Source organism: Zobellia russellii (genome assembly GCF_018728565.1).
Taxonomy (GTDB): Bacteria; Bacteroidota; Bacteroidia; order Flavobacteriales; family Flavobacteriaceae; genus Zobellia; species Zobellia russellii.
Genome location: NZ_JACSOI010000002.1, coordinates 634,133 through 647,046 on the forward strand (window position 1 = coordinate 634,133; position 12,914 = coordinate 647,046).

Consider the following 12,914-nt stretch of genomic DNA (forward strand, 5'->3'; position numbering starts at 1 on the left):
GGTTTCCAGTAGTTTTACTCTGCCAATAATGTCTTCCAAGCAGAAAGCACATCGTTTTTACGCAAAAACTCCTGAGCTTTTAATTCCAATGGTTTTCTTTCCCCACCACTGATAAGCGAACGTATTTCTACATGTGCGGACAAAAACTCTTGTACTGCATTCTGATCGGGAACTTCCTCTACATTACCCAACATGCCCAAATCGTTTCCGGTGAGCACACTACTTGTACTTATGTGTTCCGGTATATTGTCTATACCAATACCTAAAGTAGATAGGGGTTTAGGCACTTCAAAAAGTCCCAAATTGGCCCTACTGTACCAATTACCGCCCATACGGGCTACCTGATCTATTTTTCGTTGATCAATGGCACTGTTTTCATCCAAAACATCCGGGTCTATATGCACTTTAACTACCTCGGCAAAAATTAAATTTCCTGCTCCTCCCTCACGTCCCAAGGCTTCAACCTTGGTAACTTTACACTCAAACTGCACGGGCGATTCCGCCACTCTATAAGGTTTTACAACATCGGAAGGCACCATGGTGAGGCCGGCCTTTTCAAATTCATTTACATCCTTTCCGTATTCCGTACTGGACAAGGACATTTGTTGTACCATATCATAATTAACAATGTTGACCACTACCTCCATAGTTAATAATACATTCTGCAGTGTATGCTTGGTGGTATTGTCCCGCACTCTTCTTGCCGGTGAAAAAATCAATACAGGCGGATTGGCACTAAAAACATTAAAAAAACTGAAAGGAGAAAGATTAGGATGCCCTTTTTCATCTACGGTACTCGCAAACGCTATTGGTCTAGGCCCTACAGCTCCTAAAAGGTAACCATGTAACTGTGCGGTAGAAACCGCCTCCGGAAGTACTGAAATCATCTCTTTTGCCATGGCATAAAGGTAAGAAAATTGCCTGCATTAAATGCAAGACCCCAGATAGCCTATACACCATTTTCTTCTTATTTACGTTATCTTTGATGAATTCCGTCTATACCAAATTGAAGTACGCACGGATTCTAAAAGCTATTTATTCGGATGAATTTTAATCCTAAGAACAAATCTTCCAACCTTATTTTACTCATTGCATCCTTTGCTATTGTGAGTCTTATACTTTGGAATACGAATAGTTTCTTTAAAAAATTCAAAGAGGAAGAACGTCTTAAAATGGAAATTTGGGCCACGGCGCAATCAGAATTCCAACAATCTTCGGAAGATGCTGATTTAGGAAACCTTCATCTTAAAGTGTTCCAGAACAATACCTCTACCCCAATGATTCTGGTAAACAAAGACGGGTCTATCAAGACCAATAATATGGCCAAGGACAAGGTTATAGATTCCGTTTATGTGCAGAATCAAATACTAAAATTTCAGAATGAGAATATTCCCATTTCCATTGATCAACAGGGCGAACATTTGGCCACTTTATACTATGGCAACTCCGAGGTACTGAATAAATTAAAATACTACCCCATTGCCCTTTTGCTCATCATATTTCTTTTTGCGGCAGTTATTTTCTTCTTTTTCAAAACTAACAAGGCTTCCGAACAAAATAAACTATGGGCGGGAATGGCCAAAGAAACGGCACACCAAATTGGCACACCACTTTCTTCTCTGTTAGGTTGGAACGAGCTTTTGAAGACAGAAAACATCAACCCTGAAATTACCAAAGAAATAGCAAAGGATATTTTTAGGCTGGAAACCATTACCGAACGGTTTTCCAAAATTGGATCATTGCCCAAGTTGGACCCCCATGATATCGTTAAAGAAACAAAAGATGCTTATGAATACCTTAAATTGCGAAGCTCTAAACTTATTGAGTTTTCTTTTAACTCCAATGTAGACCACCTTCAGGTAATGCTCAATGTCTCTTTATTCAACTGGACTATTGAGAACCTTGTTAAGAACGGTATTGACGCCATGAAAGGAAAAGGGAGCATTCATATTGATATTATCACCGAAGGGAAACAAGTTCATATTAGAGTTTCGGATACAGGTCATGGCATTCCTAAAAGCGACTTTCAGGCTATTTTTAACCCTGGGGTCACAAGTAAAAAAAGAGGCTGGGGTCTAGGACTTTCATTAGTCAAAAGAATAGTGGAAGAATACCATAAAGGGAAGATAAAAGTACTTTCGTCGAATAAACAAGGTACAGTTATGCAACTTACCCTAAAGACACTAAGTTAGAAGGTTGAATCTATAGAAAGTAAAATTTTATATTTCTTATACGAAGTAAAATGGCAAAGGAAAAGTTAGTAATTATAAAAGAGGCAGACCTGACAAACAACTGTCCGGAATGTTTTAATCAAGATTTAAAGCTTTCATTTTACCAAAAACACAAACAAGGCAAATTATTTAACTCCATTACCAATGAGGTTACTTCTAAAATTGTCTGTAATAAATGTGGAACCGATATCTATCCTGTAAGCTGGACGGATGATATTGAGCGAAGTTTTAAGTATTATCAAAAAATGGTCATTCCAGACAGAACTATCTTAACCTTTACCTCTTTTTTCTGGATACTTACCCTATTATCAGTGGTTGTAGTGGCCGTAGGTGTTTATTTTTTACTGCAATAAGCTTTATTACAGTGCAGCTATAATCTTAGCGGCCGTTTCCTTAAATTCTTCTTCCGATAGTGAAACCTTATGTTGAAAGGTTGCGTTTTGCATATTCGTAAGTGGAATAAGGTGCACATGTACGTGGGGCACTTCTAACCCAATAACCGTCATACCCACTCTCTTGCAATCTATGGAAGCCTCTATAGCCTTACCTACTTTTCGGGAAAATGCCATAAGGCCCATATAAGAGTCCTCATCAAGATCCATAATCTTGTCTACTTCCTTTTTAGGAATACACAACGTATGCCCTTTGGCATTGGGGTTGATATCCAAAAAAGCAAAATAATTATCGTCCTCGGCTATTTTATAACAAGGAATTTCGCCGTTTATAATCTTTGTAAAGATAGATGCCATTGCAGATAGTTTTAAGACCTTGTTATCTCTAAAATATCAAATTTTAATGTACCGTTAGGCACTGTAATTTCGGCTGTTTCACCTACTTTTTTCCCTAACAAGCCTTTGCCAATAGGAGAATTAACGGATATTTTACCCGATTTAAGGTCCGCTTCACTTTCGGCAACCAATGTATATTTCATTTCCATACCGTTGGTCTGGTTTTTCAACTTTACCGTTGATAGCACCAAAACTTTAGAGGTATCTAGTTGTGATTCATCAATTAAGCGTGCATTGGACAAAGTCTCTTCCATCTTTGAAATCTTAAGCTCCAACAGACCCTGTGCTTCTTTTGCGGCATCGTACTCGGCATTCTCAGATAAATCTCCTTTATCCCTTGCCTCAGCAATCGCTTGAGAAGATTTAGGACGCTCAACATCTTTTAGATAGTTAAGCTCGTCCCTTAATTTTTGCAATCCTTCTTTTGTATAGTAAGATACGTTACTCATATGATACTCGTTTAAAACATCTTGTAAAATAAGAAAATCCTCTACATACACCGCTACATTAACGGTTATTTTAGAGAGGATTTAACGCAAATATACATAAATTTTGTTCAATTTTGTTCCATGCATTTTAATTGATAATTCTGCCATGAAGTATTTTTTAAGCTTTTTTATTATGATATTCTTACTCTCATGCAGTAATGATGGTGTAGTTCGCAATCCCTACCTACAAGAAGTAGGATTTAGGTTTGATATGAACCTGAACCTGCCCCTATATAGCAAGCTCACGAACATTGGCAGCATTGTTTTTGTTGAGAATGCGGGAGTTGGATTAAAGGGTGTCTACGTAATTCAATCCGGTATTGATCAATACAGGGCTTTTGAGGCCTCATGCCCCAACCATGTACCTAACGACTGCTCGCAAACTGTCCTAAACGGTATAGTTGCTACCTGTGGTTGCGAAGATTACGAATACAACCTGTATACCGGCCAGCTTACCAATGCCCCAAAGGATGACGAACGGCGTTATGATATGCTAGAGTATCGCGCTACAAGAAGTGGCAATATTGTATTGATTTCAAACTAAACGGGCCTATTCGTTCCTATAACGCTCCATAATATCTTTAAATAATTCCCCGGAGCTTGGAGGTGTATATGATATGGCATTGGCACCAGCTTCTATGGCCAATTGAATGGTCTCATCTGTCTTTCCTCCGGTAGCTATAATAGCTACCTCTTCATCAATATCGCGTATGCGCTTAATGATATCGGCCGTTTTTCCTGCTCCGGAAACATTAAAAATATCAATCCCCGCATTTATTCTGCCTTTTATATCATCTTTCTCGGATACTATGGTAATGGTTACCGGTATATCTATTCTATCCTTTAACTGTCTGATAAGGTCATTAGGTGCCGGTTTATTCAAGACCACACCCAAAGCACCTTGAAAATCTGCATGCACCGCCAACTCTACAGAACGGTTACCGGTTGTAATACCTCCGCCCACTCCGCAAAAAATAGGTTTGTCCGCCGCCAAAATCAACGCGTTGGAAATGGTGGGTTGTGGTGTAAAAGGATATACGGCAATAATGGCATTGGCGTTTGTATTCCTAATAATGGCCACATCCGTACTAAACAGAAAGGACTTCAACAACTGTCCAAAAACCCGTATTCCCGAGCACTCATCTATAATCTCGGGAACGGACACAATGTTCTTACGCAGCTTGCTACCAAAAGCAGGTATTTTTTTCATATAGTTGGAATAAATTCTTTGTGAAATTTTAAAAGCGATGGACCTAGCCCGTTACAGCTTACCCAAAATACTATCCATTACCCAACTGGTATGCAAAGCTGTTTCTCCGGTTGAAGGATGCCGTTTTCCACCAGACAGATCTTCCTCCAAGTTTTCTACGTGAAATTGCTGCACATGCTCCGGGTGCGCTATGAACAATTGTGTTTTTCCTTTTGCATTGGCAAGGACCACATCGGCCTCTTCAAAAACAGAAAAACTGATTTTGCCTTCACTCCCGTAAATTTCCACTAAATCCTCTCTTTGGTGAGTACCAAAATTCCAAGTACCGGAACCTGTAATTCCGTTTTCATGAATCCAATGACCTGTTACGGCATCTTTGGCCGAGTACATCCCCTGTTGGTTGAAGGCAGTGCCAGAAACGTTTTTAAAATCTCCCAACAGATAAGCAAAAAGGTCTAGACCGTGACTGGCCAAATCATCAAAATAACCTGCCGGGGCTACTTTGGCATCCGTACGCCAATTGTATGCACCGCTTAGGTCCATAGCATTGGGAGGCTTTCCCAAAAACCAACGAATATGTCTCACTTGTCCTATTTCATTAGCATCCAACCATTCTTTCACCTTTAAAAAACGAGGCAATGACCGGCGATAATACGCTACGAACAACGGTAAGTTCTTCTCTGTGAACGCCTGCTGAATCTCAAGACTATCCGCATAGCTCGGAGCCATGGGCTTTTCTATACAACAAGGCTTTCCCGCAGCAGCAACTTTTAATGCATACAGTTTATGGCTATCAGGAGGAGTGGCAATATAGACGGCATCCACTTCGGTATCATTTATCAATGCTTCTGCATCTGAATAATATTTAGATATACCGTGCCTTTGGGCATAATCCGCTGCTTTTTCCGCATCACGGCGCATCACGGCAACAACCTCAAAACCTTCTGTTTTTTGATAGGCGGGTCCGCTTTTTACCTCGGTTACATTTCCACAACCTAAAATACCCCAGCGAACTTTTGTTCTTTCTTCCATATAGTCCATACTTTGAATCTGTAGTAAAAATAACAGATTTAAGAACAGCTTGTAAAGCGTGGATAAACTAATTCAACAAGTTTTTAACGCAATCCGTTTAGGGGAAAAACTACTATCGCACTTAAAACCTAACCGTTGCTCCCAATAAGAAATTAGTACCCGCCTGAGGGTAATATCCCGCTCCTTCAAAAGTCTGAACCGAACCTGAGGAATTATCATCATACGTATAGAAATATCCGTTGGAGACTATATCCTCATCAAAAATGTTATTTACCAGTGCAGATAAAGTGATACGCTTTATTACCGACTTAAAATTAAGCACATACTGTACATTAAAATCTGTTTGCGAATAGGCTTCCAAAATAGAATTTTCTGAATCTATATTACCCATATACTGCTCGCCTACGTATTTGGACAGTGCCGAAATCTGAAGATTTTTTACCGGAGAATATGCAAAACGATTGCCTATGACCACATTTGGAGAATACGCAATATTGGTATTCCCAAGATTACGCAGCACCCCGTCTCGTTCAAAAAAGAAATCCAAATTCTTATTTGAACTGATGGCAATATTGGGTTGTATTTGCCATTTTTCACCCAAAAACACATTGGCATCCAACTCAAGACCTGCACGGTAGCTATCTCCTACATTGGCGCGCAACGGCGCTCCCACATCGTTTAACTGCCCTGTTAGTACCAGTTGGTCCTTGTACCTCATATAATAGGCATTGGCATTCAATTGAAATGATGTGGACACATAGCGCCAACCCAACTCAAAATCGTTTAGTTTTTCAGGTTTTGGGCTTCCGCTTTCATAATCATTTCTATTGGGCTCACGATTGGCAACCGCATAACTGAAATAAAAATTGTTGTTTCGGTTTAAATCGAACACCACTCCGGCTTTAGGGTTGAAAAAGTGAAACGTATCATCTACCAGACCAGTATCTTCCCCATTTGCCAGATACCCTACTCTTCTATATTGTAAATCTGCAAAAAGACTCCACTTATCGTTTAGCCCGTAATTGGCCTTGGTGTAAAAATTGAAATCCGATTTATTGGAATCGTCCTCATAATACCTATCACGGATTTGACTATCCGTAGCGTAACGTGCCCAAATGACTTCCCCAAAGTGATCCCCTTGGTAGGAATTCCACCCTCCGCCTAAAATAACATCCAAACGGTCTTTGGTATAATTGGCAGAAAAAACGGTCCCATAAAACTTGTTATCCAACCAACGACGGCGTATTAAATCTGTTGTATTTACAGAATCCCCATTCACTACAATAGGCTCAAAACCGTAAGTGGCAAACTTATCTTCTTGTTTATACTGTTCAAAAAAACCACTCCCTTTTGTAAAGTGAAACGCCACATTGGTACTCCATGTATCCGATAGTTGCTGATTCCAAAGAAACTGCGCATGGTTTTGTTTATAGTCGTCCACCTCATTGTCATAAAACTGCTCATCTCCATTTTCATCTGTATAAGCACCTGCGGAATTATAGGTTCTGTTATCCTTTAATGTTTGTGCATCTATCCCGTTCCAAGATTGGTAAGTAACCTCATGCCCTCCAAATAGCAATGCTTTTAACTGTGTTTTTTCATCCGTATAGGCGGCCTGCAAAAAATAGGAATCCAAATCTGACGAAGCCCTATCCACATAACCATCCGAAGTTATTCTAGAAAGTCGCCCTGAAATTTCAACATGGTCGTTTAGCAATCCCGTGCTGAATTTTATATTGTTCCGCAACGTTTTAAAACTCCCTACAGAAGATGAAATTTGGGCAAAAGCCTCATCCGCAACTGCATCTGTCAATAAATTTAAACTAGCACCAAAGGCCCCTGAACCATTGGTAGAGGTGCCCACCCCCCTTTGCAATTGTAAACTCTCCGTAGACGAAGCAAAATCCGGCATGTTTACCCAAAACGTGCCATGAGATTCAGCGTCATTGTAGGGTATACCGTTAATGGTCACGTTTACACGTGTATTGTCACTACCACGCACACGAATACCTGTATATCCTACACCTGCACCTGCATCTGAGGTAGTTACCACACCCGGCAAAAAGTTCATGAGAATAGGAATATCCTGACCCAAGTTACGTGAGGCGTACTCTTCCTTTTTAAGATTGGAGAAAGTAACAGGAGTGGCCTTGTTGACCCTTATGGCAGAAACAAAAACCTCATCTAGGTTTATTTCCTTGCCCGTTACGGAGTCAATTTCTTTTTCTTGAGCAAAAGCTGGGCCTGTAATTCCTATAAGGACCGCTAGCATTACAATGTATTTCATTCGTATAAATTAGCTACGAATAAAAGGGGCGTTATTCTGTTTTAGATTGATTTTCGTCCCGTTGTGGACACACCTAATTCCAAGAAGTGATAGAATCACTATCCCTTGGCAGCATTACCCGCCCAGGTTCATTGGGTATAATCTCAGCTCATCCTGAAACAAATAAAACACGGTTGGTTTTATCCGATACATCAAGAGTTTGCACCCCTTTGAGATGGCGCAAAGATAGGTACGGACTTCCATATTTCATAACTAATTCAACCAAAAGACCCGCCACGAATACTTCCTTACCAATCGGATCAAACAATTAACGGTTATTTGTAAACCCTACACGCATTATATACGTATTTTTAAAAACACCTTTAGTGTCTAAGAACCTTATGGCGAACACATCTAGAAAATCCAAGAACAAGTTTACGTTGAAAATTGTTGCCAGCTACCTTATTTTGGCATTATTGGCAGCGGGTGTGGGGTATTTTGTGTACACCGAAATACAAACTTATATTTCTACCGAAACTGCCGAAGTAAACGATGAAAAATTATTGCGCACCAGCTCTTTAATGACCAATCTTTACGAAGCGGAAAGCCTATCTAAACTGGCCCTACAGAGTGATGAAAAAATAAACTTTGACGCCTATGCCCTTAAAATTGACTCCATACAGGTAGAGATTGACACGCTAAAGAAGTTGATGCTGGGCGAAGAACAAAAAGGACTTTTGGACAGCCTGCAGGTTCTATTGAACCAAAAAGTGAACAACAATAACGAACTACGTAGTTTAAAAATCAAAAGCAACTCCGCCAACTCTTTGGACAAAGCACTTAAGGAATTTGAAAAAATAGAAGAATCGTTCGGTAAATTCTCTGCCGAGAATCTATTTACAAATTTTGAACAACTCTCCCCCAAAGTACAGCAGTCACTACGCGAATATGCCGATTTGATTAACAGAAACGCACCAAATTCCGGAGACAACACAAAGAATGCCGCCTATGTAGACTCTATTTTGAACGTTTCAAAAGCCATGTTGCGAAGAGCAAAATTTGTAGATACACGATCACAACGCTCTTTGGCCCAAAAAGAAATTGAGGCTAACCGCAACGACCTTGAACTGTCTAGACAGCTCCAAAATATCATTGCCGCATTTGAAAAAGAAATAATCACGAGCAGTTACAATACCAGTATCGTAAAACGGGAAACCTTAAAAAGAACCACGCGTATTGCCGGTATGGCCGCATTACTAGGTTTTCTCATTGTTGGCATATTCTCTTTCCTCATTACCAGGGATTATTGGAAAGTACAGACCTACCGGGTACGATTGGAAAAAGAGAAGAAATTTTCGGAATCCCTTTTAAAAAGTCGGGAACAGTTAATTTCTACCGTTAGCCATGACCTACGAACACCCCTAAATACCATTAGCGGCTATAGCGAATTGCTTGAAAGCACAGAACTATCTCGCAAGCAGAGCGGATACATTAAAAACGTAAAATCGGCATCTGAGTATGTGGGCAATTTGGTAAATGATTTATTGGATTTTTCTAAACTGGAGGCCGGTAAGCTCAAAATTGAGAAAGTACCCTTTATACCTGCGCACCTTATTCAGGAAACCGCAGAAAACCTACAGGCAATTCACGCCAACAAAGGTTTAAAATTAGTGTTGGAAATAGCTCCTCAATTACAGCAAACCGTGTTGGGAGACCCCTTTAGGATCAGACAGATCCTCACCAATCTCATGGGCAATGCCTTTAAGTTTACAGAAGAAGGACAAATTAAAATTACCGCTACTGGGGAAAAAGGAAAGGATAAAGCCATTTCCGCACGTATTCAGGTAAGTGATACCGGTATTGGTATCGCCAAAGAAAAACAACATCTTATATTCAAGGAATTTACGCAAGCGGATAGTAATACCGACAAGAAATTTGGCGGTCACGGATTGGGACTTACCATATCCAAAAAATTGGCAGAACTTCTTAAAGGAAAATTAACCCTTGAAAGTAAACTGGGCTTGGGAAGCACCTTTACCTTATTGCTTCCTCTGGAAATAACGGATGCAGTAGAGAAACCCACCCAAGAAATGCCCTATTTGGCACCAAAACTGCGCATGCTTATTATTGATGACGATACGGCCCTGTTGCATATGTTAAGGGAGCTGGCCGAAAGTATGGGAATTACAGCGCATACCTTTACCAATTTTCTATCCATAGAAAAAGACTCGCATCTTGCGTATGATTTAGTATTGACAGATATTCAAATGCCACAGGTAACCGGTTTTGAAGTCTTAAAAAAGCTGCAATCCGGGGTATATAAACACTACACGAACCAACCTATAGTTGCAATGACGGGCAGAAGGGATTTAGGGCCCGAAGCGTATATAGGAGTAGGTTTTGCTCAAGTCTTGCAAAAACCCTTTTCCAAAGGCGAACTCATAGCTACGCTAAAATTACTGGGTATTACTACCCAAAAACAAGAAGAGAGGGAAGAAAAAATGGAAGTCTCCAATCAAGGTCCTCAGCTGTACAATCTTGATATTATCCATTCGTTCTTGGGAAAAAACGAAGATGCCATCCAAGACGTATTAGGAACATTTTTAAGCGATACCAAAACCAATATGCAGCTTCTTGAAGAAACGGTAACCGCAAATGATTACCCACAAGTAAACCATTTGGCACACCGCATGCTGCCCATGTTCAGGCAATTAAAAGTAGAAAACTGTGTAACACTTTTGGAAAAAATGGAGCTCTGCACGCCCCAAGACCTTGACCCGGATATGCTCTCTAGCTCATTTACGGTTCTAAAACTCGATGTTAGAAAACTGGTAACGGAATTGGAAGAACGCTTGGCTACAAATCAAGATTATAATGGTTAATTTTATTGTAGAGCGTCTTTCTGGTCACCTGTAATAATTTGGCCGCTTTTGATTTGTTGAAATTAGTTTTCTTCAAAGCTTTGATGATTCGGTCTTTTTCAAATTCCGATTTTGAAAAATTCTCTACGGGAGTTTCCTTTTCTTGCGGCTGAAGTACTTCTTTGGGCAAGGCATCCAATTGCACCTCATCACCTGTGGTTAACAGTACCGCTCTTTTTACCACGTTCTGCAATTCCCTTAGGTTACCCGGCCAATGGTATTCCTGAAAGGCCTCCCAAACTTCTCCGGAAAAACCATCTACATTTTTATCTAAACTAGCATTGGCCTTGTTCAAGAAGTTTTCCGCAAAAAGCACTAAATCGTCGGAACGTTCTTGTAGCGAAGGTATTTGAATAGAAAATTCGTTCAATCTGTGAAAAAGGTCCTCTCTAAAAGTTCCTTTTTCCACGGCTTCCGTTAAATCTTCATTGGTTGCCGTAATAATTCGTAAATCAACATTTATTTCTTTGGTACTCCCTACACGTTTTATCTTTCGTTCCTGAAGGGCCCGAAGCAACTGTATCTGGTTCTCATAAGATAGGTTTCCTACCTCATCCAAAAACAAGGTTCCTTTATTGGCCGCCTCAAAATTTCCGATTTTGTCCTCTACCGCGCCGGTAAAACTTCCTTTTATATGTCCAAAAAACTCACTTGCAGCTAATTCTTTGGGTATAGCACCACAATCTACAGCAATGAAATTAAAATCTTTTCTCTTACTGTTATCGTGAATTGCCTTGGCGGTTACTTCTTTTCCGGTACCGCTTTCACCAGTAATCAATACGGACATATCTGTAGGTGCCACTAGCTTTATGTAATCATCCAGCTTTTTAGAGGCATCACTAATGCCTTTAACAATAGTACTCTTGCCACTATTTTGATTTGGCTGTTTCTCAACTTTAGGCTCGGCACTATTTTTTCCCTCATTGGTTTTTGGAGCCGTTTTTACCACTGTAGCGGATTCTACCTTTAAGGCATTATCCAAAATCATCACAATCTCGTCTGGAGTAAAAGGCTTTGAAATATAGTCGAACGCTCCTTTTTTCATGGCATTTACGGCAGTACCTACTTCGGCATAACCCGTCATAACAATAACTTGGGTCTGCGGACTTACCTGTTTGATATCCGTTAGAAGTTGAATACCGTCATAATCGGGCAAACGTAAATCGGTCAGAATCAAATCAAAATTGGTTTTACCGAATTTATCTTTGGCATCTGGGGCAGTAAAACTGGTCTCTACTTCGTAACCGTGTCTGGTCAAAAACTTTTGGAGCATTTGACAAAATGCGGCATCATCTTCAATGATTAAAAGGTTTGGCATAAAAGCAATCTAGTGTTCTGTATCTATCTACGTAAAAATAGCACAAGAAAGCTGTTTCTCCTCTAAATTTATCATAAAAGATACTTTTAGAAGTGGTCCAAAACGCAAAAAAGGAACCGTTATCGCACGGTTCCTTTCTCAAAATTGGTTCGGAATCTCTTCCGACAATTTAGCTATTTTTATTGCTCAATAGCATTACCTTCTTCATCAACGATTAGAGCACCAGAAGTACCATCTTCCAAAGAAACTTCCAACTTGTACTGGTTAGCTTCGTTTTTGTGTGCTTTGTTGATAGTTGCTCCTGGGTAGTTAGTCTCTACCATTGCAGTTACCGCTTCTGGAACTTCTTCCAATGCTACTTCAGAAAACTCTTCTTGAGCTACAGCTTCAGTAGCTGTATCCTGAGCTTCAGTTGCTTGCTCTTCTTGAGCGAATGCAGTTAAACTTCCTAATGCGAATACGGTGGTGATAAATAATTTTTTCATGATATTCTTATTTTATATATGTTAATAATTAATGGTGATATGTTATTGTAATAGGGGGAACAATGAAATTAATCCCTTCTTATTGTTGAATAGGGTTTCCTTCTTCATCAACGATTAGGGCACCAGAAGTACCGTCTTCCAAAGAAACCTCTAACTTGTACTGGTTAGCTTCGTT

The 12,914-nt window shown here is 39.9% G+C and carries 12 protein-coding genes; 4 read left to right on the plus strand and 8 right to left on the minus strand.

Annotation, left to right across the window (positions count from 1 at the left end; genetic code table 11):
• Window positions 1-14: 14 nt before the first annotated feature.
• Window positions 15-899 (minus strand): flavin reductase family protein, encoded by an 885-nt coding sequence (locus H9565_RS08165; RefSeq protein ID WP_394370250.1) that lies wholly within the window; start codon window positions 897-899, stop codon window positions 15-17.
• A gap of 144 nt (window positions 900-1,043) precedes the next feature.
• On the opposite strand from H9565_RS08165, the gene H9565_RS08170 reads away from it, so the two are divergent.
• Window positions 1,044-2,192 carry a sensor histidine kinase gene (locus H9565_RS08170; RefSeq protein WP_215438714.1) on the plus strand — a complete coding sequence of 383 codons (1,149 nt, stop codon included), beginning with the start codon at window positions 1,044-1,046 and terminating at the stop codon, window positions 2,190-2,192.
• A 50-nt stretch (window positions 2,193-2,242) separates the two neighbouring features.
• Window positions 2,243-2,584, plus strand: a complete 342-nt coding sequence (locus H9565_RS08175; protein ID WP_215438715.1) for a hypothetical protein — start codon at window positions 2,243-2,245, stop codon at window positions 2,582-2,584.
• Between the two features lie 6 nt (window positions 2,585-2,590).
• Here the strand turns inward: H9565_RS08175 and H9565_RS08180 are convergent, their stop codons facing one another.
• Window positions 2,591-2,980: an HIT family protein gene (locus tag H9565_RS08180; RefSeq protein ID WP_215438716.1), complete on the minus strand. Its 390-nt coding sequence runs from the start codon at window positions 2,978-2,980 to the stop codon at window positions 2,591-2,593.
• A gap of 11 nt (window positions 2,981-2,991) precedes the next feature.
• Window positions 2,992-3,468, minus strand: coding sequence for a transcription elongation factor GreA (greA, locus tag H9565_RS08185; protein ID WP_215438717.1), 477 nt, complete (start codon window positions 3,466-3,468; stop codon window positions 2,992-2,994).
• Window positions 3,469-3,640: 172 nt separating this feature from the next.
• Here greA and H9565_RS08190 point away from each other — a divergent pair, with 172 nt between their 5' ends.
• Entirely contained in the window at window positions 3,641-4,051 is a 411-nt protein-coding gene (locus tag H9565_RS08190; protein ID WP_215438718.1) for a Rieske (2Fe-2S) protein, read from the plus strand.
• A gap of 6 nt (window positions 4,052-4,057) precedes the next feature.
• Here H9565_RS08190 and H9565_RS08195 read toward each other — a convergent pair whose 3' ends face one another.
• From H9565_RS08195 to H9565_RS08205, 3 genes are all read right to left on the minus strand, one after another.
• A complete protein-coding gene (locus H9565_RS08195) occupies window positions 4,058-4,717 on the minus strand; it encodes a YqgE/AlgH family protein (protein WP_215438719.1) in 660 nt (219 codons plus the stop codon).
• A gap of 51 nt (window positions 4,718-4,768) precedes the next feature.
• Window positions 4,769-5,749 carry a Gfo/Idh/MocA family protein gene (locus tag H9565_RS08200; protein ID WP_215438720.1) on the minus strand — a complete coding sequence of 327 codons (981 nt, stop codon included), beginning with the start codon at window positions 5,747-5,749 and terminating at the stop codon, window positions 4,769-4,771.
• Between the two features lie 121 nt (window positions 5,750-5,870).
• Window positions 5,871-8,036 carry a TonB-dependent receptor gene (locus H9565_RS08205; protein WP_215438721.1) on the minus strand — a complete coding sequence of 722 codons (2,166 nt, stop codon included), beginning with the start codon at window positions 8,034-8,036 and terminating at the stop codon, window positions 5,871-5,873.
• 365 nt (window positions 8,037-8,401) lie between these two features.
• On the opposite strand from H9565_RS08205, the gene H9565_RS08210 reads away from it, so the two are divergent.
• Window positions 8,402-10,897: an ATP-binding protein gene (locus tag H9565_RS08210; RefSeq protein ID WP_215438722.1), complete on the plus strand. Its 2,496-nt coding sequence runs from the start codon at window positions 8,402-8,404 to the stop codon at window positions 10,895-10,897.
• Here the strand turns inward: H9565_RS08210 and H9565_RS08215 are convergent.
• Together H9565_RS08215 and H9565_RS08220 are read right to left on the minus strand one after the other, a co-directional pair.
• Window positions 10,872-12,254, minus strand: a complete 1,383-nt coding sequence (locus H9565_RS08215) for a sigma-54-dependent transcriptional regulator (protein ID WP_215438723.1) — start codon at window positions 12,252-12,254, stop codon at window positions 10,872-10,874. The genes H9565_RS08210 and H9565_RS08215 overlap by 26 nt on opposite strands.
• Before the next feature lie 179 nt (window positions 12,255-12,433).
• Window positions 12,434-12,739, minus strand: coding sequence for a hypothetical protein (locus H9565_RS08220; protein WP_215438724.1), 306 nt, complete (start codon window positions 12,737-12,739; stop codon window positions 12,434-12,436).
• Window positions 12,740-12,914 lie beyond the last annotated feature (175 nt).

Excerpts from the sequence above, each read along its gene's own strand:
- H9565_RS08165 (WP_394370250.1), bottom strand. The coding sequence starts at position 899 with ATGGCAAAAGAGATGATTTCAGTACTTCCGGAGGCGGTTTCTACCGCA.
- H9565_RS08170 (WP_215438714.1), top strand. The coding sequence starts at position 1,044 with ATGAATTTTAATCCTAAGAACAAATCTTCCAACCTTATTTTACTCATT.
- H9565_RS08175 (WP_215438715.1), top strand. The coding sequence starts at position 2,243 with ATGGCAAAGGAAAAGTTAGTAATTATAAAAGAGGCAGACCTGACAAAC.
- H9565_RS08180 (WP_215438716.1), bottom strand. The coding sequence starts at position 2,980 with ATGGCATCTATCTTTACAAAGATTATAAACGGCGAAATTCCTTGTTAT.
- greA (WP_215438717.1), bottom strand. The coding sequence starts at position 3,468 with ATGAGTAACGTATCTTACTATACAAAAGAAGGATTGCAAAAATTAAGG.
- H9565_RS08190 (WP_215438718.1), top strand. The coding sequence starts at position 3,641 with ATGATATTCTTACTCTCATGCAGTAATGATGGTGTAGTTCGCAATCCC.
- H9565_RS08195 (WP_215438719.1), bottom strand. The coding sequence starts at position 4,717 with ATGAAAAAAATACCTGCTTTTGGTAGCAAGCTGCGTAAGAACATTGTG.
- H9565_RS08200 (WP_215438720.1), bottom strand. The coding sequence starts at position 5,749 with ATGGAAGAAAGAACAAAAGTTCGCTGGGGTATTTTAGGTTGTGGAAAT.
- H9565_RS08205 (WP_215438721.1), bottom strand. The coding sequence starts at position 8,036 with ATGAAATACATTGTAATGCTAGCGGTCCTTATAGGAATTACAGGCCCA.
- H9565_RS08215 (WP_215438723.1), bottom strand. The coding sequence starts at position 12,254 with ATGCCAAACCTTTTAATCATTGAAGATGATGCCGCATTTTGTCAAATG.
- H9565_RS08220 (WP_215438724.1), bottom strand. The coding sequence starts at position 12,739 with ATGAAAAAATTATTTATCACCACCGTATTCGCATTAGGAAGTTTAACT.